This is a genomic window from Marinomonas sp. BSi20584 (genome assembly GCF_002792415.1).
Lineage (GTDB): Bacteria > Pseudomonadota > Gammaproteobacteria > Pseudomonadales > Marinomonadaceae > Marinomonas > Marinomonas polaris.
The window spans coordinates 159,016-182,047 of record NZ_KZ454872.1 but is presented as its reverse complement, the minus strand read 5'-3'; the positions used below and the strand labels follow the sequence as shown (position 1 = coordinate 182,047).

The following is a 23,032-nucleotide window of genomic DNA, read 5'->3' as shown; positions in this document are numbered from 1 at the left end:
CAAGGATAAACACTAGATATGGCAGTTATTTTAAAAAACAATCTCGTGCACTTTCTTTCCTGAATAGTCGATCCAATTTCACTAAATAATAGTTCAAAAAATAAGCGCTATCAGTGCTTGCAGCTGAACTTTTCAAGGACTATATTGCGATCACCAGACGACAATTATGTCGCCTTTCTTTTACCCGTTTAAACACTTTCAGTGTGAGGGAATTCAACCTAATGACATCCGATTCCAGTAGGCCAATGGCTCCTTTTGGCACCTTGTTAGGCGTAGCTCCGGGCAATGTGCCCGTTTACTCTTCCGATTACGATTCCGCCGATGATAATGAGTTACCTAACCGCCATGCTTATCGTAGCTATGTGGATGGTATTTTCATGGGTTACAAGTGGCAGTGCGTTGAGTTTGCCCGCCGCTGGCTGTATCTCAACAAAGGTTACATCTTTGATGACGTCGCCATGGCCTATGATATTTTTCGCCTTACCTCGGCGCGCTTAATCGCCGACGAAAGCCGCTTGCCATTGAAATCGTTTCGTAATGGTTCGTTGCGTCATCCAGAAGTGGGCGCACTGCTAATTTGGAACGAAGGCGGTGAGTTTGAAGTCACCGGCCATGTGGCGATTGTCACCAAAGTGTTGCCAGATCGCTTGTACTTGGTTGAGCAAAACGTCGGTCATCAGGTATGGAAAGAAGGTCAAGACTATTCCCGCGTGTTAGACGCTAGAATCAGTGAAGATGGCGGCTATTGGCTACGTTGCTCCTATGGTGATGCTTCGGTTATGGGCTGGGTAATACAAACTGACAATGATTTACATGCTGAAAATATTGAACCTGAAAATCCAGCATTGTTTGATTTACAGATACGCCACGTGCCCAACAAAGGCCAAGCTTCTCGCGCTTGGTTAAATGTAGCAAATCCAGCAGAAGAAGCCTTTGTCGACATGATGGGCGGACACAAACTCGCCAGCCGACAGGAAGACGACTACAAATACATGGTGATGACGGAAACCGCCGAACGTGAGCTAAAACGCGCAACCAATGAATTACACGCCTTGTTTATGCACGCCACAGATTACGTATTGCAAAACGATGACCTTCTTTCCAGCTTTAATATTCCGCCCGCCTTGTGGCCTAAAATCCATCAATCTTGGGATAACCGTCGCAACCAAATGATCACTGGACGCTTTGATTTCAGTCTTTCCGCTCAAGGCATCAAGGTCTACGAATACAACTGCGACTCGGCCTCTTGCTACATGGAAGCTGGCATCATTCAGGAAAAATGGGCCAAGCATTATGGCGCAAATGAAGGCGAAGGCTCAGCAACAGAGCTTGCAGATGAATTGATTGAAGCGTGGAAAAATAGCGATGTAAAAGGCGTGATTCACATCATGCAAGACACGGATCTAGAAGAAAATTACCACGCTCTTTTCATGAAACGTACCATGGAAAAAGCAGGCCTGAATTGCAAAGTCATCAAAGGCGTCAGCAGCCTACGTTGGGACGAAGACGGCGACGTAGTTGACGCTGATGGCATCAAAATTCGTTGGGTATGGAAAACTTGGGCATGGGAAACCGCGCTGGATCAAATTCGTTCTGAATGCGATGACGATGAACAACGCCTACGCGACTATAAAACTGATGTACCTCGCAGTGAAGCACCACGTTTAGTCGATGTTTTATTGCGTAAAGACGTCATGGTCTATGAACCTCTTTGGACGCTTATTCCAAGCAATAAAGCGATTTTACCGGTTTTATGGATGCTTTTTCCCGATCATCCCTATTTATTGGAATCGTCCTTTGAATTAAGCGATGCGTTAAAAACCAACGGTTATGTTAGCAAACCGATTGCGGGGCGCTGTGGTTTTAACATCAGCATGTACGATGGCGAAGATGCCTTAATGGAAGAAACTGCTGGTCGTTTTTCTCATCAAGATCAAATCTTCCAAGCTCTGTGGAAACTACCAGACATTGAGGGCTATCGCTCACAAGTCTGTACTTTTTCAGTAGCTGGTCACTACGCTGGTAGCTGTTTGCGCGTGGATCCAACCTTGGTCATTACCAAAGACAGTGATTTAATGACCTTGCGCGTTATCGAAAACGACGATCTCATCGATAACAAATAATCCTAAACACACCAATACCTGTACCCCGTATTGGTGTGTCATGATCAACACTAAGAGACTGTTTATGACGAATCAACCTCGTATTGCCTTGATCCATGCTTTAGAAGAATCTGTCATTCCAGCCCGTGAGACCTTCCTCAAAGAATGGCCTGAAGCGTTTTGTTTTGACTTGTTGGATACCTCCTTGGCTATCGATTTAGCAAATGCCGGTAAACTCGATGACACTATGATGGATCGCTTTAGCGAGTTAGCGGACTACGCGGCACGTACTACTGGTAAAGCAAATAAAACCGACGCTATTCTATTCACTTGTTCAGCCTTTGGCCCTGCCATTGATGCGGTTAAACATCAGCTAACAATACCGGTCTTGCGGCCAAATGAATCGGCTTTTGAAGAAGCTATTAAAATGGGGAATCGTATCGGTTTGATGGTTACGTTTGGCCCTTCCTTACCAGCGCTCAAAGCTGAATTAGAAACTATGGCTGAGTCACTGGGTAAAACCATTAATGTACTTCCTGTTTTGGTTGAAGGTGCTTTAACTGCATTAAAAAGCGGTGATGTGGATACTCACAATAGGCTTGCTGCCGAGGCCTGTTCCCAACTAAACGATATCGACGTGCTGGTGTTGGGACAGTTTTCTCTTGCTAAAGCTGCTCCTTTAATTCGAGAAAGACTGACTATTCCTGTACTAACCACACCAGAAAGCGCCGTGAATGCCTTGCGAACATTGCTTGTCTAGTACCTTAAAAGCCAACTATTCCCTATCTGTTACACACTAAAGTGATGTTCTTCAACGTCACTTTTTTGTTTTGATTTCATCCACTCCATTTTATTCAGTCCTTTTCCGCTATTAAAACCTTGACTCCATACTGCACGCCTTTTAGATTAGACAGCAACAAATATAACACGTGTAACATTTTTATGACTTCTAGAATGATCCACCAAACCGAAGCCACTCGGGACAAAATCATCAACATTGCCGAAGCACTTTTTATCGAAAACGGCTTTGCTGATACCCAAATGAAAGACATTGCGACGGCCACTGGCATGAGCCGTAATACCCTATATCGCTACTATCAAGACAAGTACGATTTAGGTTTTGCCATTCTTGTGGTGGTTCTCACACGCAAGATCGGCGTTTATGAAGGCATCATAGGAAACATCAAAGCACGTCACTATTCCAGCATTCACGAAGGCCTTGGCGTATTAATGAATGCCTATTCAGACCTTCAATATGCTGACGACGACCGCTTCATTGCCGAATTTGATGGCTACTATGCTGGATCCCGCATACCAACCGAATTTCGTGACAAATTGACTCAATTATTGCCCGACACAGTAAGCCAATCTCTTACTGACATTGTCGCATTAGGGCAAACCGAAGGTAGCATTCGAAACGATATTCCAGCCGCCTACTTAGCGGTAACACTATTCAATGCGGTCCCGACCTTTTTCCGCCGCATGCTTCTGCGCCGAGATGCCTTAATGGAAATCGAACAAGATGCCATTCCACAACTCACACCAGTACTAATTCAATTACTACTCGATGGTATGAAACCGTCACCACAACTCTAGAAAGGATGAAACGATGAGTGATACAAAAATAAAACAACTCTTAGCCGAACTAACCCTAGAAGAAAAAGCCATGCTCTGTACAGGCAAGGATTTTTGGAACCTACATGGGATTGAACGTTTAAATTTACCATCCATCATGGTAACTGATGGCCCTCATGGCTTGCGAAAACAAGCAGGCGAAGGCGATCATGTCGGCCTAAACGCAGCGGTAAAAGCCACCTGTTTCCCAACAGCATCAGGGCTTGCGGCATCTTGGAATACCAAACTTATTGAAGAAATGGGCGTAGCGCTTGGCAAAGAATGCCGCGCCGAAGATGTGTCTGTCTTGCTTGGCCCAGGCACCAATATTAAACGTAATCCATTAGGTGGCCGTAACTTCGAATACTTCTCTGAAGATCCATTACTTGCAGGCGATATGTCAACGGCTTGGATCAAAGGCGTACAAAGCCAAAGCGTGGGCACCAGCTTAAAACATTTCGCAGTGAATAATCATGAACACTGCCGTATGACAGTCGATGCGGTTGTCGACCAAAGAACTCTTCGTGAGATTTACCTACCGGCTTTTGAAAGAGCGGTTACACAGACACAACCTTGGACTGTGATGTGTTCTTATAACAAGGTTAATGGCACATACGCGGCAGAGCACAAACAATTGCTCGACGATATTCTTGTTAAAGAATGGGGCTTCGAAGGCATTATCGTTACCGATTGGGGTGCAAATAACGACCGCGTTGAAGGCGTTAAAAACGGTCAGCATCTTGAGATGCCAAGCTCTGGTGAGATGAATACTAAGAAGATCATTACCGCTGTCGAGAACGGCCAGCTAACGATAGAAGCTTTAGACAAATCCGTCGCTCGCGTATTGGAACTGATTCTGAAATCACAAGCTTCCCTAGAAGCCAATACAGTTCAAGCAGACTTACAAGCTCACCATGAGCTCGCAGCAAGCATCGCAGAAGAAACCTGTGTACTATTGAAAAATGATGGCTTATTACCAGTTCCCGTCGGGAAGAAAATCGCCGTTATTGGCGCTTTAGCCAACAACACTCGCTACCAAGGCGCGGGCAGCTCTAAGATTAATCCATTCAAATTGGAACAGCCTCTTGACGAAATCAAAAAACAATTTGGTGCCGATAACGTCAGTTATACTGCGGGTTATCACCTAAATGATGCGGAAGATAGTACCGAGATCGCCAATGCGGTTGAACTCGCGAAACAAGCAGATGCGGTCTTTTTGTTTGCCGGGCTAACGCCAAAATATGAATCCGAAGGCTTTGACCGCCAGCACCTGAATCTACCACAAGTCCAGCTGGATCTTATAGCTGCTCTTGGCGAACAGCTCAGTAAAACCGTGGTTGTTTTACAAAATGGCGCCCCCGTATTATTGCCTTTCGTAGATAAAACCGCCGCCATACTTGAAGCCTATTTAGGCGGCCAAGCAGGCGCGTCAGCGGTTGCTAAAGTACTTTCTGGTGACGTAAACCCAAGCGGGAAATTAGCAGAAACCTTCCCTGCGAGTTTAGACGATGTGCCAAGCCAACCGTATTTCCCAGGTACCACTAAGCAAGTTCAATACCGTGAGGCTATTTGGGTAGGCTATCGCTATTTCGATACCACCAACACTGAGACACTCTTCCCATTCGGCCATGGTTTGTCTTACACAAACTTCACTTATTATCATTTGAAATTGCTAAGCGGTGATAAAACGCAATTTAATGAAAGCGATTCCATCAAGCTGAAAATTACCATTACTAATACTGGCGATAGAGCCGGAGCAGAAGTTGTACAGTGCTATGTGGGACAAAAATCTCCGTCACAACCTCGTCCAGCAAAAGAGCTTAAAGCCTTTGAGAAAATCTTTTTAGAGCCAGGTGAGAGCAAAGAGGTTATGTTCAAACTGGATTATCGAGCCTTCGCTTATTGGCATAAAGAAAAAGCGGCTTGGATTGCCGAAAGGGGTGACTATCAAATTCATATTGGCTCTTCTGTTAATGACATTCGAGATACCGCGACAATCGCCTTAGAGACAGGCATCGTGGCCGAGCAACCAAATTTCGCTTTGGCTACGTATTTTGATCCCGCTAAACGCGACTTCAACGACGCAGCTTTTAGTGCTTTATTGGGTTACGACATTCCAACACCAACACCAATTACTCCTTACACGGTGAATTCGACCTTGGGCGACATTGCCAACGAGCCACTAGGAAAACCTCTTTTCGATGACATGCTATTTGTGTTTACACAAATGATGGGGGGAGATCAAAACGACTCAGCAGCAGAAGCAGATCGTCTGATGGCGGAATCTATGGTGGCCGATATGCCATTACGTAATTTACCTGTATTCAACAGCCAGCAATATTCTGAGGGTCAGATTTTGCAACTTATTGCCTCGCTAAATAACAAGGAAACAGCAAACTAAAAGACAGCTTTTAGGCTCTGTTAGAAATACCGTCATTACGTTCTTCATCGATGTGTAATGACGGTCTTAAGTTGATAAACAATAAAAATAACGAGGCAATCATGTCCAACACAAACTATGAAACTAGTCGTCATGAACGATTAAGCTATTACACGTTTTTCACCGGTCAAAACATTATTTTTATGTTTGTGACTATCTTCATTAGTATTTACTACACCTCTGTACTCGGCTTATCAGCTGGCACAGTGGGTATAATCTTTCTTTTGGCCAGAGTATGGGATGCAGTGAATGATCCAATACTTTCAATTATGGTAGAACGAAGCCGCTTCAAAGGCGGTAAATTCAAGCCTTGGGTGAACGCCATCGCTTGGGGCGTTCCTATTGCTACTGTCTTGATATTTGCCTTTGGCGATTACCTTTCCGAGCAACCAATGTGGCTTCGCGTCACTTACGCCTTCATAACTTATGTTGGCTGGGGGATGTTATATACCGTATCTGATGCGCCAGCTTACGCCATAGGTTCAGTGATGACACAAAATAAAGATGAGCGGAATGTCATCTATTCTTTTGTGCGTTTCGGTGGTTTTGTAGGCATGGTAATCGCTATGGTTAGTGCTCCTTGGCTGGTCGAAAAACTAGGTGGAAAATGGACGTTAGCGGCAGTCATTATGTGCGTCACTGCTATGATTTTGATGTTAACCATACGCACAGTAAAAGAACGCCATGTAGTAGAACAAGAAGTCCCCACCCTTAAACAAATATTGGGCACAGTCACCGGCAACAAGTACTTATTAATGTTTATCCTCGCCTTTGTCTTTATTGGTGGATCAAACGTTGCTTTCACCTTAATGCCTTACATAGCGCGCGATGTCTTTAATGACTCTTCTCTTTCCAGCTTATTCCTGTTCGCTATGATTGGCCCAGCCATGCTGGCCTCACCGTTAGTACCGATTGGCATTCGTAAGGTTGGTAAAATCGCCACTTTTGCCTGGGCTTCTGCCGCTTTGGCTATCTTGTCAGTGATTACATGGATACTTGGCTACGAACATATCGAGCTATTTATTGCCTTAACCATGATTAAAGCCATTGCCCTTGGCGTCACGCTGATTATGCCAAGCATTTTCATTGCTGATTGTATTGAGTATGGCTATATACGCTCAGGCAAGCGCTTAGAAGCCGTCACCTTTGCTACCCAAACTTTCGCCAATAAAGCCACCACTGCGTTGGGTGGTGCCATTGCTATGGGATATCTCGCTATGGTGGGATTTGTTCAATCAACTGGTGGAGCTGTCGTTCAGCAACCACCACAGGTCATTCAAGGAATGTGGGACGCTCTCAACTTAGGCAACGCTATTGGGGCCACGATAGGCCTAGCCATCTTTTTATACAGCTATAAGCTAACAGATCAAGTTCTGGCAAACCTTAAACCAGATAACTTATCCGTAGCTGGTCTCTCTGCTAATAAAACGAGCCAAAACGAATCCATCATTATCGCTAAATAACAGCAACCTCTCAAAAGGCACCATGAGTTTGTTTATTTGAGCCGTGGTGTCATTCATTATATTAAAGAAAATTAAATTCCAGACAGCTGATTATATAGCCCGCGTTCAGCAAAAAAGCTCTCTAAATGTCAATCCTCAACAGAGCATGCCTAATAGAATAATGAAGTCATTTTCTTGTACATCTTCAGAAAAATAGATTTGGCTAAAGTGAGTTATACTTCTATACGGGGAAAAGATAAGGAAATAAAAAAGGAAGTAACACAAGTTAAGAACAATACCGCCAGAAAAGGGAGTAACCAACGATATCGCTCTTGTTTTCAACTATGTCTTATCTGTCAACAGTTTAAAGATCAATATCACCAGAAAAGGGAATAACTAGCGATATTGCTCTTTTTATAACTATTTATTAGAAACCATAGTTAAAGCGAACTCGTGCCGCGGTTGTTTTATCATTTGCGCCTGCTGCTACGTCATCAGCAGTCGAATATGAACCAGCAAATGTCACCGTTGCATTTTCAATATCTAATAACGGAACAGTATAGGCAATATAGGTTGTTAACATAGATGGATCATTACCCGTCTTATTATCAACATTTGATCCAATTACGCCCAAACCAAAGTTTCCATAAACCATGTTAGCGACGAATGAGGATATCTTTTTGTCTGTAACGTCATCTTTACTGAAAGCAGCAGAAACGTTTACGTTTGCATCAGCAACATCAAAATTTGCAGTAACGGCATAACCAGTAAGGTCAACATTAGTGCCACCTACTTCATCATACTTAACACTCTCAAAACCGGCTGTAATTGTCGCTGCACTAGTAACAAAAGTTACTGAAGGGCGAACACCTGATATAGCTTTGGTCTTATCTCCATCACCAGTGCTAGTGCCATCACCATCGCCATCACTGTACAAAGTATCAACTTCAAATTTTAGTGCATCATTAGCGTTATAATGGAAAGCTATTTGACCGCCGCCATCGCCAATACGACCACGCACTTTATTGGCCTGATAAACGTAATCATCGCTAACATGCTGAATCAAGGTATCTTTCGCTAATGGAAATAAGTTGATTGCTTCAAAACGGCCAAGCTGGAAGTCCCATGTACTATTACCTAGTTGGATAAAAGCATCATCAACTGTTGCCTCTCCATCAGTATTCAATAGCACAGTACCTTTACCAGCAAAGAAGTTATCACCCGCAGTATGCTTACTATATGCATTCAATTCGACACGACCATTCTGATCATAGGTTGTATCGCCAGTCTCAGTATCAACAGCGTCTGTGTTTAACTCGAAATTGGCGTCAAATATAGGAGCGGCATGAGCGGCGCTAACAGATAGGATGCTGCTAACAATAGCAGTAGCTAGGATAGTTTTTTTCATGATTTCAGACCTAATTTTATGTTGTTTTTATAATAAATAGAGCATTAACAAAAAACGTGTGTTTTCGTAACCAATAATACATTTCGGTAACTTTATTACAACAAAACAACATCAAGAATTATTCTTATTTTTTACTTAATTTTTTAAGATTAAAAAATAGTAATTTAACCATTTGATATGCAATGATTTTTTAAAAAAAACGAGATATGCAAAATAATTAAAATTAGCCGAATTAAGTAAAAAATACTGAAGAAAATGGCGTTATGTTTTTTAATTACATGATTATGAAATATAAAAAAACACGCAATAGCTACCGAACTGATCCGACACCTAACGTAAATCGTCCATCCAAAACATTGTTAACACATCATTTTTCGCGCAAAAAAAAATCCCAGCACACAGCTGAGATTTTTATAAAAACAAAATAGTCTACATTTCTATTCAAGTTTGCTTATTTTTGAACTTGACGCGCCTCTGCTACAGCAGCAAGAAATACTTTTGCAGCTTCAGTAACTTTAGAGTAATCGCCTGTGCCTTGTGCCGCTTTGGAAATAAAGCTCCCAACACCAACGGATACACACCCAGCAGCCAACCACTCACCAACATTTTCTGGAGTAACACCACCTGTTGGCGCTAAAGGTGCTTGTGGCAATGGAGCTCGGATTGTTTTTACGTATTGAGGCCCAAGCATATCGGCGGGGAACAGTTTGACAATATCAGCACCAGCTTCCATTGCCACAACAACTTCTGTCGGCGTATAAGCACCACAAACACTAACAGCCTGATAGCGGTTAGCGACTTGAATCATACTTGCTGTAACATGAGGACTAACAAGCAACTCTGCACCGGCAAGAATTGCAGCTCTTGCAGTTTCAGCATCTAAAACAGTGCCGGCACCAATAAGGATCCCTTGTTTTTTGTATTTTTTAGACAATGTGGAAATGATTCCAAGCGCATTTGGCACACTTAGTGTCACCTCTAGCGCTCTAATGCCACCAGCAATTGCAGCTTCAGCTACAGCCAACGCTTCTTGCTCGTCATCTAGACGAATAATTAATAGAATGCCAGTGTCAGCAATGGCTTTTAGGTTCTCAAACTTTTTCCACATTGTTTATGTCCTTAGAAATATTAAGTATCCATCACATTAGTTTGCATACAGCTTATTTCCTCCATAGCCTAATTGCTGTGAAAGCTTCAAAGCTGTTTCTTTTACCAATGCGATGATAGTTTGCTCTCGCTCTGAATTCATGGTGGAGTACATGCTAGCAACGCTAATTGCGGCAATAGGTTGAGACCATTGATCGTAAATGGCAGAACCAATACAGTAAGTTTCAATATTGTCTTCTCGGTTATCTATCGAATAGCCCCGAGCGCGAATTTCTTGAATATCCTTCAAAACATCCTGCATAGCCACATTGGAGTAGGCTGTTTTAGGAAGCAATTCATCAAGCCCTAAGATATAGTGAATTTTTTCATCATCTAGTGCCGCCAACAATGCCTTGCCCAGCCCCGTTGTATGCATAAAACGGCGTGATCCCAGCTTAGCAGTAGGTCGCATTACTGAAAAATTTTCGGCTTTATCCAAATAGACAATCTTGCCTTTGTCCTCAACACCAAGAAATACCGTACTACCAGTTTGTCGATTCAACTCTTGTAAAAGTGGACGGGCCAGCTGAGAAACACTCATTTTTGATAAATAAGCAATTCCGGTTTCAAATGACCCGATCCCTAGTTTATAGGTTTTTAATCGAGCATCTTCTATTTCCAAAAAGCCCTTATAAACTAGCGTCTGCAACAATTCAAACGCACTACTTTTAGGCAAGTTCAATGCCTTGCAAACCTCATTTAGCGTTAACGCCTGATCAGCTTTTGATAGTAAAAACAATACATCCACGACCCGTTCGGCCGACTTATTTAGCTTGATAGTTTCCATATATTACACCGTTACTATGTTCGCATACGCGAACTTGATTCCTATATACGAACATGAGTGTTATTAATTTACTTAAAATCCATTCAATTAACAAACTCAATTTACTTTTTTTGTGGTTTATATATACTTGATCGCCAATAAAGCAATCAATAATGATTTCCCACATTCGCATATACGAACAATGTTCTTATATGCGAAATGAAGAGGTTGAATAAGTGAACCATACTGTTATCCTAACAATAGGATTTCCAGGCTCTGGAAAATCCACAGTAGCTAGAACTATTGCAAACAGCCTTGGCGCAACTTATCTGGATAAAGATACCATCTGCAATGGCTTTACTGGACTCCTACTTGAACTAAATGGCGAATCAGCCAACGCTCGAGAAAATTCTACTCTGTATAAAGAGAAGATAATGCCAATGGAGTACCAAACGTTATTTAAAGCAGCTAATGATACCTTATCTTCTAACCAGTTTATTGTAATAGACGCCCCGTTTATAAGCTTTTTTGACGACCCTTCTTTCATAAAAAATCAGCGCGAAGCTCTAAATTGGGCTGATGTTAATGTATGCGTAGTTGAAGTCACAGCAAGCTTAGACATAACTAAAGAACGCCTAATACAAAGAGGTGAAAAACGCGATCTGTGGAAACTTGATAACTGGGAAAGCTTTTCTCAACGCATCATTAACCAAACCTGCAGTTGGGATCATGTAAACAAATTCTCTTTCGATAATAGTTCTGCTTCTCCGAATGTAGAACAACTTGTTCAAGACATAAAAAACACAACACCCAAGTCAGACAATCAATAATAAAAAATGGAGCCAGAAAATGAAAAAGCCCACTATGCAAATGAAATTAACTAAACGCTGGATAGCAGGAACAACACTACTCGCGTCAGTTCTGTTAGCACAGTCTACCCTAGCCGCACCAGAGAAGTTGCGCCTTTCCGCAGCGACATCTCCAACCGATCAGCGCGCTATTGCTATGACCGAAGTGTTTGGCAAAGAAATTCAAGATTTTACAACCTTCGAACCTCATTGGAATGCAGCCCTATTCAAACAAGGCACTGAGCTTGAAGCTATGGCTCGCGGCAATTTGGATATGACGATCTCATCTGCACAGCAAATTTCAGAATTTTTCCCCGAATTTTCTATTTTTACTGCTGGTTATGTCATGCAAGATGCAGAACATCAACAACGCGTATTTAATGCCGATTTTATGACGCCACTTAAAGAAAAAGTGGAAGAAGAGTTAGGCGTAAAATTGTTATCTGTAATGTATTTGGGTCGTCGACAAGTCAACTTGCGCACTGATAAAGAAATACAAACTCCCGAAGATCTAAAAGGCATTAAACTGCGTATGCCTGGCACAGAGTCTTGGCAGTTCTTAGGTAATTCACTTGGCGCAAATGCAACGCCAATGCCTTTTAGTGAGGTGTACACAGGATTACAAACGGGAGCAATTGATGGCCAAGACAACCCTCTCCCTACAGATAAAGATGCCAAGTTCTTTGAAGTCACTAAGCAAATTGTTTTAACCAGCCATCTTGTAGACTTCAATTACATTGCTATTTCAAAATCTACTTGGGATAAATTTTCTCCTGCAGAACAAGCTCGTATTCAAAAAGCTGCCGATAACGCAGCAGAAAGTGCTCGCCAAAAGCAACTAGCTCTTGAACAAAGCTTAGTTCAGTTCTTCAAAGATCAGGGCTTAAAAGTTTACGAGCCTAACTTAGAAGCATTCCGTAAACATGTACAAAATGAATACTTGAAGTCTGATTTATCAAAAAGCTGGCCGAAGGGCATGCTTGAAAAAATCAATGCTCTTGGAACCACTAAATAGAGGCCAATTACTGTGAAACGAGTCTTACGCGTTTTACAAAGTACGGCAGATAACATAGCAGCAGCCATGCTCGCTGCTATGTTTATCACTTTCATTGTACAAATTGTGAGCCGTTACTTTTTTAATATGCCTCTGGCATGGACTGAAGAAGTCTGTATTACCCTTTGGTTATGGTTAGTATTTTGGGCTAGCGCTTTTTGCCTAAAAGAAACAGATCACATCCGTTTCGATGTCCTCTACGCGGTATCGCCACGGAAGATACAGAGAGTACTAGCACTTATTGCGGCACTCGGTATTGCGGGAGGCATGGCTTATGCATTTTTCCCTACTTGGGACTACATATCATTTTATAAGATTAAGAAAAGTGCCAACTTACGAATCCATTTAAATTATATATTCAGTATCTATGGCCTATTCATGATTGTGATTGTGCTTCGCTATAGCTGGTCAGCCTTAACCCAAATTTTCCCTCGATTAAACTCCTTATTTTCTGACGAGAACCCGTCATGAGCTTTGAATTTTCTCTTTGTCTATTAGTTGTGTTTACGCTAGCAGCGTTTGGCGCTCCTGTTGCACTTTCCATGATTATAGGTGCTATCGCGTATTTAGCCGCAAGTGGTCAAGATATTGCGCTAGCGGGCGAACAAATCATTCAAGGAATTTACGGCAGCTTTATCTTACTTGCTGTTCCTTTATTTATCGTCGCGGCTAATATTATGAATGCGGGAACCATTTCGGAGCGCTTACTGAATTTCTGCGTTGCTATGGTTGGTCACTTACGCGGCGGCCTTGGCCATGTAAATGTGGTTTCCAGCCTCATATTCTCAGGAATGTCAGGGTCTGCCGTTGCAGATGCCGCAGGGGTTGGAAAAGTTGTCATTGAAATGATGACCAAAGAAAACCGCTACCCGCCAGGTTACGCAGCGGCAATAACAGCTGCATCAGCAACTATTGGTCCGATTATCCCTCCCTCTATTCCCATGGTAATTTATGCGTTAGTTTCGGACGTATCAATTGGCTATCTTTTTATCGCAGGCCTTGTTCCTGGATTATTTATGGGTGTTGTTTTGATGGCATTTAATGCCTATCAAGCACGTAAGCTCGACATCCAAAAAGAGCCTCGCATTCCAGCTAGAGACATCCCAAAAGTCGCATGGCAAGCTTTTCCAGCTCTGATGATGCCAGCCATCCTGCTCTATGGTATCTATGGTGGAGTAACCACACCAACTGAAGCGGCCGCTGTTGCAGCTGGCTATGCTCTGCTATTGGCGGCTACCGTATATCGCTCTATTAGCTTTAAAGAGTTGGTTAATGTCTTTAAACAGAGCGCCCTTTCATCAGCCTCCGTTGGACTCGTAATTAGCGCGGCACTAATTTTCAACTACATAGTGTCTACTGAAAATATACCGACAGCAGTAGCAAATACGTTAGTTGCTTGGGATTTATCACCGTTACAGTTCTTAATCGCTGTCAACATACTGTTTCTACTGCTCGGTTGCTTGCTTGATACAGCGACCGTTGTGTTAGTTATTGTGCCGCTACTAATACCAGCTTGCCGTGAATTAGGCATTGATCTCGTTCACTTCGGTGTTATTACTCTCGTAAATCTGATGATAGGCATGATTACTCCGCCTTACGGCATATTGCTGTTTGTTATCAATGGCACAACACGTATTCCACTTGCGGATATTATAAAAGGTGTTTTACCTTTTACCGGCGTTCTTATATTTGCTCTGGTCGTAATGACAGTATTTCCAGATTTAGTCTTGTTTGTTCCAAGACTGTTTGGTTATGCAGGATAAAAAGTCCTAATAATTGTCGTTATTACATTTAATCCTTGCAGGTAAATAAAATCACCTGCTGGGATTTTTTATCAGATACCAGATTAAATAAGAGCGGCACCATTAGCGATTACTGAACTTAACCGCATACATTGCTTTATCCGCTCTGTGTAATAGGCTTTCTAATGTGTCATTATCTTCTACCAATGCACTACCCACACTAAATTGAATCGTAATATCTTGCTTATTAATCCGAATAACAAGTGATTCACGGTCGCTCTGTAGTTGCTCAGATATAGTGACTAGGTCTTGATCACTATTTTGCTTTACGAGTATCAAAAACTCATCCCCTCCCCAGCGAGCCACTTCACCCTTATCTCCTACAACATTGGTTAAGTAGGTAGCAATTTCCTGTAATACTAGATCCCCTGCAGCGTGCCCATGTAAATCATTAACTAATTTAAAACGATTAACATCCACATTAATTAGACCAAATGAATGGTGGTTTTTCTGCCAACGCTGCATATATTCGGTCATGTGCACTTCAAAGCCTCGACGATTATATAGCTCAGTCAAAGGATCAAGCTTAGCAAGGCGACTCAATGCCTCTGTTCGCTCCGCAACTTTATTCTCCAATTCATGTTGGTACTCCAAGAGAGATGTCGACATCTTCTGATAATGGGAAACCAGTTTTTTGATTTCTAGGCCAGCAAAACGGTTTAATTTTGGCGCTCGATACTGTTTTTTATCCAATGACCCAATAGAAAGATCCAACTCAGACAATGGCTTTGTCACAATCAATGTGAGCAATAGATAGAACACGATTAAAGCGCATACAAGGCTAATGAAAAACACGACTAGCAACCCTGAAAACTCTGTCAGAGGAAGGAAAGCATTGATATCAATAAAGTTCACTTGAAACCAATCGATTTCAGGAATGTAAACAACACTCGCGAGTTGGCGAACACCATCTTTATACACAGGAGAGGTTTTGACATGATTAGGCGCTTCTTTTGCCATTTCCAAGGTTTGCTTTAACTGCATGCGAGATTGCTCATCATCCAGCAGCTGAAAAACTAAACTCTTATCTTCGGATTGTTTCGTTAAAGAAGAATAATCAATTAATTCTTCTCTCTGATAAAGTTGAATAGAGCCTTCATTATTAGTAAAAACAATGGCTGAATAAATATCTTGTTTTTCAACCATTTGACGTAAGAACCCTGAAAGATCTAAGCCTGTCCCCACCACTCCCAAAACGTCATCACCATCACGAATTAAGACATCACTCCAAAGCTTAATAACCCCTAATTCTACATCTGGATTTACATTCAAATGTAGATTGAGCTTTTTCGCCATGATTTGGTAAAACCATGCATCATCAGGATTAGATTCGTGAAGTGTATACCGATAAGGATCAAAATTAGATGCTTCCTTACCATCACTATAATAATAGTGCTCATTCCCTTTTAAGGCGATGAAGTAAGATTTATCCGAAAAGCGATGTCGAAATGCTTCTGTATCATAAAGCGCTTGCTGTTTTAAAGCGTCATTAAATGGATGTTTAGCCCACTCTTTTAACGATTCAAGCTCAGCAAACTCTTTAGATAAATTCACTTCTTGAATCAGTGGTAATAAAGTTCGCACTTTATCATATTGAACCTGTTTCTCGGCATAACGCTCAACCCAGCTAACAATAATATCTTCGGCCAAAACTCTCATTGAAAGCCAAGAAAAAAAACCTGTGAGCAACAAAATTAGAGTAGTCGATATTAAAAAGCGCGACTTAATAGCCATGTCAACAAGATTCCATATAATTAAAACAAAAACTGACAAGAACACTTACTACACTAGCAAGAAATGCGCCTATGAATTATAGCTGGCACATAAGACACTATTATCCATCAAAAAATAAGAGCACTTTTGTAACAAAAAAAATATAAGCTGACCTATTTTATAAAGTGAAACAATAACTATTTACTACGCTTGTGTGTTGGCGAAAAACCTATAATTTTGCGATAAGCTCGCGAGAACGAAGAAGCATTAGAAAACCCATATTTTTCCGCAAGCATGGCAATGGGAATCGATGATGTCATAATTAGTTGATGTGCTTGTTGCAGTTTACGCGTCAAAATATATTTTTGTGGACTCATACCAAACTGCTTTTGACACACTACATAAAAATGGCTTTCACTCATATTGAAATAATGCGCAAGCCATTCATTACTAAAAGTCTGATCAGACTTACTATCAATCAAACCGTTGAGAATCACTAAGTCTAATCGTTGATGGGCAACACTTCTCCACGCACAGTCTTGCTCACTGACGATATCAGTCACTTGCAGCAGCACCATAGGCAACATCTGCGTGCTAACTCGACGCCTTACTTGTTCAGATGCATGCTGTAATTGCTTGGCGGTAAATTCAAGACAGCCAATCAATTCAACAGGTAACTGGGAAAAAAATGGCGCTGAAGATAATAAAATATCCAGAGAAGAACCTGAACTTTCTGCAATGTAAGTCATTAAAGGATCTTGGCGATGCATATCTACCACCAGCAGCTCGCAATCCTTAGTCTGCCCAGAAAATAAGTGCGGAATGTTATTCGGTGCTAACGCAAAATGCCCTCGCCCCAACGCTCCCGAAGATTGAGGCAATTCACATGTCATTTTTCCTTTCCATCCGATCAGGATTTGAGAAAAATCATGCAGATGCTCACCTTGCTGTGTCGAGATCAAATTGTGACGAATTTCACTGTTCATAGCACTACAGCTTACCTTAAATATCATAACGACTATATTTATAGCAGCTCCCTATGGCACTGCATAGCTTTGGTATTAATCGTCATAGTTTTGGACAACTAAAGGAATAACCAACTTGCTAGGATGACACTTCACTCAATAGATAGGAGTCGTAACATGCAAATTTCAGCCGAAACCTTACGTGAACGCTTAACATGGCCAAAAATGATCAACGCTCTGCGCGCTATTTTTGTTGATGACGTTCAGTCTCCTGTTCGTCACCACCATTTTATAGACGTACCAGGCGAAGCCCAAGCCACCCTGCTACTGATGCCCGCATGGATTGAAGATAAATATTTAGGCGTAAAACAAGTCAGCGTGTTTCCGAGTAATAACGCAAAAGGCCTACCAGGATTAACCAGTCTTTACACTTTAAGTTGCGGCAACACAGGACAAACCTTGGCACAAATGGATGGCAATGTGATAACAGCCATACGTACTGCAGCGGCATCAGCTTTGGCTTCTAGCTTTCTATCTCGTCCAAATTCTCGTTCTATGTTGATGGTTGGCGCAGGGAGAATGGGCCATCATCTTGTTCCTGCACACTGTAGTGTTCGTCCTATTGAGACAGTCTGGGTTTGGGACCGAACTATATCGACAGCGGTAGAGTTTGTCGCCGAACTACAAAACCAAGGCATTGATGCTCGCGTCTGTAACACAGAGCAACTTCCAGAAATCGCAGGTACCGTAGATATCATCAGCTGTGCCACACTTGCTAACGAGCCAATCATTCTAGGCGAATGGCTCAAGCCTGGCGTGCATGTAGACTTAGTCGGTAGCTTCACTCCAACCATGCGCGAAGTAGATAACCTAGCTATGCAAAAAGCAGAAATATTTGTCGATACTCGAGCTGGCGCCCTATCCGAAACAGGTGATTTGATCATACCAATTAGAGAAGGAACTATCTCGGCTGACGACATTCACGCGGAGTTAACTGAGCTTTGTGGCAACACTCATCAAGGCAGATCATCTCTTCGCCAACCAGATCAAGCCATCACTTTATTCAAATCTGTAGGTGATTCCCGTGAAGATTTAGCCGCGGCAATTCTGGCGTATCAGAACTCATAACATTTTTTAGTCAAAAATCAATCGACTTAACAACATCAAATACGCACTTTTTTGGAGAAAATCAATGGAAAACAACACCCAATCACCTACGCTGGACAATAAAAAACCAGAGACCACAAGCAGCTTTGCTGTCGTAGGTGCGGGTGTCGTCGGTTTATGTGTGGCACTAGAAGCTCAAAGGCGAGGCCATAAAGTCACATTGATTGACGATAAGGCTCCGGGTAAATCTACGTCCTCAGGCAATGCTGGGTATTTAGCTACAGAGATCATCGACCCACTGGGAACACCAGAGGTACTTAGATCTGCTCCCAAGCTTTGGTTAAATCCAAAAGGACCAATCTGTACACCAATACGCTATATAACAAAAGCTGCGCCTTGGTATTGGCGTTTCATTAAAGCAGCTCAACCAGATCAGGCGCAACGCGGAACAGAGATAATACATCAGCTAAATAAAGAATCTGTTGGCGCTTGGAAACGCACCTTAACCGACATCGGCGCGGAAGCTCTTCTCATCAAAGGTGGGCATTTGGTTGTTTGGGAAAATCCCGATAAACGTGATGAAGCCTCAGAATTGATTGAAAAAATGCACAGCTACGACATTTCCTGTGAATTAGTCTATGGGAACAAGTTAGCCTTGTTAGAGCCTGAACTATCCCAAACGCTCAGCCATGCGGTTTTCTTCCCAGAAATTCATCGGTTGTCGGACCCTTATGATGTTTGCAAAGCATTATTCGATGCATTTATAAAACGTGGAGGAAGCTTTATCAGCGCCAGAGTGAACGCCATTCAACCTTATGAAGACAGCATTAGGTTAGGAACGACACAACAAACAGAGACGTTTGATCGCGTTTCCATTTGCGCTGGTGCTTGGAGTAAAACGTTGCTAGAACAGGTCGGAATTCATGTGCCATTGGAAGCTGAACGTGGTTATCACGTAACTTTCCCCAACGATAAAACACGCATACATCACACTATTTTATCGGCAGACCGAAAGTTAGTTTTGTCGCCTTTAGGAGCGGGGCTGCGCGCGGTAGGTATGAGCGAAATCGGAGGGTTGGATTTACCACCAATCAAAAAGCGTTATCAGGTTTTACGCGAACACACCAAAGGCTTGCTACCTAAGCTATTCGATAACCCTAACCTTCAGTCGAGCGAATGGATGGGGCATCGGCCTTCTTTGCCAGACTCCTTACCGGTAATTGACCAGCACCCTCTTTATTCTCGTTTATCTTTTGCTTTTGGTCATCAGCATTTGGGGATTACACAGGCAGCGATAAGTGCAGAGCTCTTACTGGAAAAAATAGAAATGCGTCCAACGCGAATCCCAATGAAGGCATTGCAAGTCGACCGATTTTAATGGCCATGAACGACGTTTAACAATAAATCTAACGTCTCTTCATAAAGTGGTCTCAATGCGTTTATTTCAACACTAAAATCCATCTTGGTGCTGTCATTACAGTGGTTTTCTAATTCGCGGAAAGCCGCTGCTAAGGTTTGTGCACCGACAGCATCAGAATCACCTGCTAAACGGTGAGTAATGTCTGCCAACTCGTACAAATCTTTTTGCGCATTCATTTCAGTCAACTCATCCAAACCTCGCTCTATCGCCGACGAAAACAGCGACACCAATTTTTGTAAACGCTGCTTACCCAACGCCGTTAGATGAGAGTAAATAAGACTGATGTTTAACAAGCCGCTACTCGCTTGCTGATCTAGTGCTATCTGGCTATTGAGGTTTAGCTGCTCCCCCATTACCTGATAGAGTAATTCACGCTTAAAGGGCTTAGGAATAACGGCTCGGATACCAATATCATGACATTGTTTCACATTGCTTGGCAGAACATTGGCAGTAAGCGCTACGATAGGCGTTTGAGCATTTATCTGGCCACCATTGCGTATTTGATCCGCAACATCTAAGCCACTTAACGAGGGTAAATGAATATCCATCAGAATCAAATCGAAGTGACTGTTGTTTGCTTTATAAAGCGCTTCTTGGCCATCCACAGCGAGTGTCACTTGATGTCCATCCTGCTCCAATAGTTCCGTAGTAACGGCTTGATTAATTGGCGTATCTTCAACCAGTAAAATCGACATAGGCGCTAGTTTCCGAGGCGGTTCAATAGCCTCGACCGACGCGATATCGGCTTTATCTATCGCAATTAATGGCACATAGAACCAGAAGACACTGCCACGGCCTTCCTCACTTTCTACACCCATTTCACCTTCGAGTAACCTCACCAATTGGGCCGTAATGGCCAACCCCAATCCTGTACCGCCAAATTGTCGTGTGACACTTTCATCAGCTTGGCTAAAGCGCTCAAATATATGCGAAAGATAACGATCAGGAATGCCCATTCCCGTATCTTCTACTTCAATAAGTACACCACTAGATTGCTCAGGATTCTCCTCCGCAGGCATCACAGAAATGGTTACAGAGCCATCACGAGTAAACTTAATGGCATTGGACACAAGGTTCGATAAGATTTGCCGTAGCGCACCAACGGCTCCCTGGTAGCGATCCTGTAATTGATCGCTAATTTGTACATTCAGCTGCGTATTCTGTTGCTGGGCTTGAGCCAAAAACAGCAAGCTCGTGGAATTTACTAGCTCGCTAATTGAAAACGGCAGAATCTCCGGACTATACATACCTTCTTCTAGACGAGCGTAGTCCAATAGACCGTTGAGAATTTCTAATAGTGCCTCCCCAGACTGGTAAATCGCGGAAAGCTTCTCGTGACTCTGAGAAGATTGAGGCTGGCTCTGTAGTAGTTCCACCATACCCAAAATACCATTCAACGGCGTTTTGATTTCGTGGCTCATGGTGGCCAAAAACTGACTCTTGGCTAAGTTCGCTTTTTCAGCCGTCTCTTTAGCGTCTTGTAATCGTCGAGTCCGGCGGCTAACTTGCTCTTGCAGCTGATCTCGGTGATAACGTAATTCAGCTTCGATCACATCTTTTTGTTTGATATCCGCTAAAATTGCTTCCCGCATGTCATTCATCGCATTCACTACAGAATCGATTTCATCACTTTCTGAGCGCGGTGTTTTATGCGGCAATATAAGCTTTTTTTTGAGATTTCCAGCACCGATAGAGCGGGTATAACTGGCCATGTATTCCAAATGCCGCGTTACCATAAAATGCACAATAAGCAGCAACAAAACCCCATTAATTAACACAAGAAGACTTTGAAAAAGCGCAATTTCGATAGCAGATCGCAGCAATTTTGACTGAATAGCCGCCATATCATGATATACCGTTAACTCGCCAAGCATGCGCTGCGTCTGCTTGCCATCTCGGTCAATGTAGTAAATAGGCAAAGTGGTACCATTATTGTTGTTCACAATCGAGTCTTTATCTCCGACTATGATGTCATCTTGCCAATCCGCAGAATGCAAGGTAACCGCATTCACATTGGAGAAGTTCATAATGCCTTTTAGCTGCAATTCTAATTGTTCGCTATCAAGATCCCACAAACCTTTGCGCACACCTTCAATATGCGATGAAGTAATATAATCAGTTTGCTGCTGCATCGAAGCACGCTCACGTCGATATTCGTTGAATACTTGAACGCTCGTCGAGATAAGTGCCAGCAACAAACTTAATGACAAAAGTTTGATAAAAATACGGTATGCCAGCGGGTGCATTTTCTTATAGCGTAATAGATTAGGGATTAATGCAAACTTTATTAATTGGCGCATAACTAGTAGTCAAACTCCCCACTTAAACCAAGATCAGTATTGTAAATTTGGCGATAGCGTTCCACCAATTCAGACACTGTATCCGGCTCTTTTAGTAACTTATCTAAGCGCTGATTTAAAAACGGTAGCCAGTTTACTAAAGGAGACCTTTTGGAAATAGCAAGGTACCAAAAGTCGCTAACATCCGTTTTTGTATGACCTATTTTTCCTTCTAGACCGAGTCGATGAACATCCAATTGACCTGACAATTTTCCCATTGGCACAACGTCTAAGCGATTATCAGCCAGCTTTAATAGATTTTGATCCTGAGTGGAGACAAGCTCTAAGTTTGGATATTCATGTAGAGCAGCATCCACTTCATTTCCAAAACTGTCGCCCATTAACAATCCAACGCGCAAGCCAGACAAGGCTTTCCAATCTTTAAATACCAGTGGATGCTCAATAGGATAATAAAGGTAAATCGACTCTCGAATGACTGGAGCGTCTAGGTAGGTAAGAAACTGTTGGCGTTTTGTGGTTTTGAACCCTGACAGCATATCAACGTTGCCTAACTCAACTTCTTTGAGGCAACGCCGCCAATTGCTATTTTGACGAGCATCAACCGTCACACCAAGTGGCTCTAATAACATTCTAATAACAGCAACGTTAACGCCATCAATTTTTTCATCGGCATTCAGCCATGAAACCGGTGGATAAGCACTGTTCCCACACACTTTTATTGTTAATCCAGATAAGCCATTTAGCGACAGCGCCTTTTCTGCCGAGGCACTATTTTCTGCTAAAGCATTCCAAGAAAACAACATACTAAACCAGATGAAACATAACCAAAGAGCTCTGCTGTACGTTTCAAACCTATAATAGAGTGTTGCGCGGTGAACGTTTTTTTTCCTAACATTCACCACAAA

Annotated in this window: 18 protein-coding genes; 11 read left to right on the top strand and 7 right to left on the bottom strand. The window is 42.4% G+C overall.

All coding sequences use genetic code 11. The features are described 5' to 3' along the window. Window positions 1-221 precede the first annotated feature (221 nt). The 5 genes from gss (at window position 222) to TY87_RS05790 (ending at window position 7,619) form a co-directional block, all read left to right on the top strand. Window positions 222-2,123 carry a bifunctional glutathionylspermidine amidase/synthase gene (gene gss / locus TY87_RS05810; protein WP_100186348.1) on the top strand — a complete coding sequence of 634 codons (1,902 nt, stop codon included), beginning with the start codon at window positions 222-224 and terminating at the stop codon, window positions 2,121-2,123. Window positions 2,124-2,187: 64 nt separating this feature from the next. Then, window positions 2,188-2,862 carry an aspartate/glutamate racemase family protein gene (locus tag TY87_RS05805; protein ID WP_100186347.1) on the top strand — a complete coding sequence of 225 codons (675 nt, stop codon included), beginning with the start codon at window positions 2,188-2,190 and terminating at the stop codon, window positions 2,860-2,862. A 182-nt stretch (window positions 2,863-3,044) separates the two neighbouring features. Next, a complete protein-coding gene (locus TY87_RS05800) occupies window positions 3,045-3,698 on the top strand; it encodes a TetR/AcrR family transcriptional regulator (protein WP_072838555.1) in 654 nt (217 codons plus the stop codon). A 13-nt stretch (window positions 3,699-3,711) separates the two neighbouring features. Next, window positions 3,712-6,117, top strand: a complete 2,406-nt coding sequence (locus TY87_RS05795) for a glycoside hydrolase family 3 C-terminal domain-containing protein (RefSeq protein WP_100186346.1) — start codon at window positions 3,712-3,714, stop codon at window positions 6,115-6,117. Between the two features lie 101 nt (window positions 6,118-6,218). Then, window positions 6,219-7,619, top strand: coding sequence for an MFS transporter (locus TY87_RS05790; RefSeq protein ID WP_157789873.1), 1,401 nt, complete (start codon window positions 6,219-6,221; stop codon window positions 7,617-7,619). 406 nt (window positions 7,620-8,025) lie between these two features. On the opposite strand, the gene TY87_RS05785 is transcribed toward TY87_RS05790, so the two are convergent. The 3 genes from TY87_RS05785 to TY87_RS05775 all read right to left on the bottom strand — a co-directional run bounded on the left by TY87_RS05785 (window position 8,026) and on the right by TY87_RS05775 (window position 10,939). Next, window positions 8,026-9,006, bottom strand: a complete 981-nt coding sequence (locus tag TY87_RS05785) for a carbohydrate porin (RefSeq protein WP_100186344.1) — start codon at window positions 9,004-9,006, stop codon at window positions 8,026-8,028. A gap of 451 nt (window positions 9,007-9,457) precedes the next feature. Continuing rightward, a complete protein-coding gene (locus tag TY87_RS05780) occupies window positions 9,458-10,114 on the bottom strand; it encodes a bifunctional 4-hydroxy-2-oxoglutarate aldolase/2-dehydro-3-deoxy-phosphogluconate aldolase (RefSeq protein ID WP_100186343.1) in 657 nt (218 codons plus the stop codon). Window positions 10,115-10,150: 36 nt separating this feature from the next. After that, complete coding sequence (locus TY87_RS05775) at window positions 10,151-10,939, bottom strand: IclR family transcriptional regulator (RefSeq protein ID WP_100186342.1); 789 nt, start codon at window positions 10,937-10,939, stop codon at window positions 10,151-10,153. Between the two features lie 215 nt (window positions 10,940-11,154). Here TY87_RS05775 and TY87_RS05770 point away from each other — a divergent pair, with 215 nt between their 5' ends. Genes TY87_RS05770 through TY87_RS05755 form a run of 4 tightly spaced genes read left to right on the top strand, consistent with a single transcriptional unit; the run spans window position 11,155 to window position 14,583 of the window. Continuing rightward, complete coding sequence (locus TY87_RS05770) at window positions 11,155-11,748, top strand: P-loop nucleotide/nucleoside kinase family protein (protein WP_100186341.1); 594 nt, start codon at window positions 11,155-11,157, stop codon at window positions 11,746-11,748. A 19-nt stretch (window positions 11,749-11,767) separates the two neighbouring features. Then, on the top strand, window positions 11,768-12,781 hold the full coding sequence (locus TY87_RS05765) for a sialic acid TRAP transporter substrate-binding protein SiaP (protein ID WP_100186340.1): 1,014 nt from the start codon (window positions 11,768-11,770) through the stop codon (window positions 12,779-12,781). A gap of 12 nt (window positions 12,782-12,793) precedes the next feature. Further along, window positions 12,794-13,291, top strand: coding sequence for a TRAP transporter small permease (locus TY87_RS05760; protein WP_100186339.1), 498 nt, complete (start codon window positions 12,794-12,796; stop codon window positions 13,289-13,291). Continuing rightward, entirely contained in the window at window positions 13,288-14,583 is a 1,296-nt protein-coding gene (locus tag TY87_RS05755) for a TRAP transporter large permease (protein WP_100186338.1), read from the top strand. The genes TY87_RS05760 and TY87_RS05755 overlap by 4 nt, the downstream gene beginning before the upstream one ends. A gap of 102 nt (window positions 14,584-14,685) precedes the next feature. Here the strand turns inward: TY87_RS05755 and TY87_RS05750 are convergent, their stop codons facing one another. Together TY87_RS05750 and TY87_RS05745 are read right to left on the bottom strand one after the other, a co-directional pair. Beyond that, the gene (locus TY87_RS05750; RefSeq protein ID WP_100186337.1) at window positions 14,686-16,356 is read right to left on the bottom strand and encodes a GGDEF domain-containing protein; all 1,671 of its coding nucleotides are present in this window, start codon (window positions 16,354-16,356) and stop codon (window positions 14,686-14,688) included. A gap of 176 nt (window positions 16,357-16,532) precedes the next feature. Continuing rightward, entirely contained in the window at window positions 16,533-17,321 is a 789-nt protein-coding gene (locus TY87_RS05745; RefSeq protein ID WP_157789872.1) for an AraC family transcriptional regulator, read from the bottom strand. A 156-nt stretch (window positions 17,322-17,477) separates the two neighbouring features. Between TY87_RS05745 and TY87_RS05740 the strand changes: the two genes are divergently transcribed. Further along, window positions 17,478-18,428, top strand: coding sequence for a bifunctional Delta(1)-pyrroline-2-carboxylate/Delta(1)-piperideine-2-carboxylate reductase (locus TY87_RS05740; protein ID WP_100186335.1), 951 nt, complete (start codon window positions 17,478-17,480; stop codon window positions 18,426-18,428). A 64-nt stretch (window positions 18,429-18,492) separates the two neighbouring features. Next, window positions 18,493-19,785 carry an NAD(P)/FAD-dependent oxidoreductase gene (locus TY87_RS05735; RefSeq protein WP_100186334.1) on the top strand — a complete coding sequence of 431 codons (1,293 nt, stop codon included), beginning with the start codon at window positions 18,493-18,495 and terminating at the stop codon, window positions 19,783-19,785. Here TY87_RS05735 and TY87_RS05730 read toward each other — a convergent pair. Together TY87_RS05730 and TY87_RS05725 are read right to left on the bottom strand one after the other, a co-directional pair. Continuing rightward, window positions 19,782-22,127 carry an ATP-binding protein gene (locus tag TY87_RS05730; RefSeq protein WP_100186333.1) on the bottom strand — a complete coding sequence of 782 codons (2,346 nt, stop codon included), beginning with the start codon at window positions 22,125-22,127 and terminating at the stop codon, window positions 19,782-19,784. The two genes, TY87_RS05735 and TY87_RS05730, sit on opposite strands and share 4 nt — an antisense overlap. Before the next feature lie 2 nt (window positions 22,128-22,129). After that, window positions 22,130-22,930 (bottom strand): substrate-binding periplasmic protein, encoded by an 801-nt coding sequence (locus TY87_RS05725; protein WP_157789871.1) that lies wholly within the window; start codon window positions 22,928-22,930, stop codon window positions 22,130-22,132. Between the last annotated feature and the right edge of the window lie 102 nt (window positions 22,931-23,032).

Bases quoted from the DNA above. Each gene is read 5' to 3' on its own strand.
- gss (WP_100186348.1), top strand. From the start codon at position 222: ATGACATCCGATTCCAGTAGGCCAATGGCTCCTTTTGGCACCTTGTTA.
- TY87_RS05805 (WP_100186347.1), top strand. From the start codon at position 2,188: ATGACGAATCAACCTCGTATTGCCTTGATCCATGCTTTAGAAGAATCT.
- TY87_RS05800 (WP_072838555.1), top strand. From the start codon at position 3,045: ATGACTTCTAGAATGATCCACCAAACCGAAGCCACTCGGGACAAAATC.
- TY87_RS05795 (WP_100186346.1), top strand. From the start codon at position 3,712: ATGAGTGATACAAAAATAAAACAACTCTTAGCCGAACTAACCCTAGAA.
- TY87_RS05790 (WP_157789873.1), top strand. From the start codon at position 6,219: ATGTCCAACACAAACTATGAAACTAGTCGTCATGAACGATTAAGCTAT.
- TY87_RS05785 (WP_100186344.1), bottom strand. From the start codon at position 9,006: ATGAAAAAAACTATCCTAGCTACTGCTATTGTTAGCAGCATCCTATCT.
- TY87_RS05780 (WP_100186343.1), bottom strand. From the start codon at position 10,114: ATGTGGAAAAAGTTTGAGAACCTAAAAGCCATTGCTGACACTGGCATT.
- TY87_RS05775 (WP_100186342.1), bottom strand. From the start codon at position 10,939: ATGGAAACTATCAAGCTAAATAAGTCGGCCGAACGGGTCGTGGATGTA.
- TY87_RS05765 (WP_100186340.1), top strand. From the start codon at position 11,768: ATGAAAAAGCCCACTATGCAAATGAAATTAACTAAACGCTGGATAGCA.
- TY87_RS05755 (WP_100186338.1), top strand. From the start codon at position 13,288: ATGAGCTTTGAATTTTCTCTTTGTCTATTAGTTGTGTTTACGCTAGCA.
- TY87_RS05750 (WP_100186337.1), bottom strand. From the start codon at position 16,356: ATGGCTATTAAGTCGCGCTTTTTAATATCGACTACTCTAATTTTGTTG.
- TY87_RS05745 (WP_157789872.1), bottom strand. From the start codon at position 17,321: ATGAACAGTGAAATTCGTCACAATTTGATCTCGACACAGCAAGGTGAG.
- TY87_RS05740 (WP_100186335.1), top strand. From the start codon at position 17,478: ATGCAAATTTCAGCCGAAACCTTACGTGAACGCTTAACATGGCCAAAA.
- TY87_RS05735 (WP_100186334.1), top strand. From the start codon at position 18,493: ATGGAAAACAACACCCAATCACCTACGCTGGACAATAAAAAACCAGAG.
- TY87_RS05730 (WP_100186333.1), bottom strand. From the start codon at position 22,127: ATGCGCCAATTAATAAAGTTTGCATTAATCCCTAATCTATTACGCTAT.
- TY87_RS05725 (WP_157789871.1), bottom strand. From the start codon at position 22,930: ATGTTGTTTTCTTGGAATGCTTTAGCAGAAAATAGTGCCTCGGCAGAA.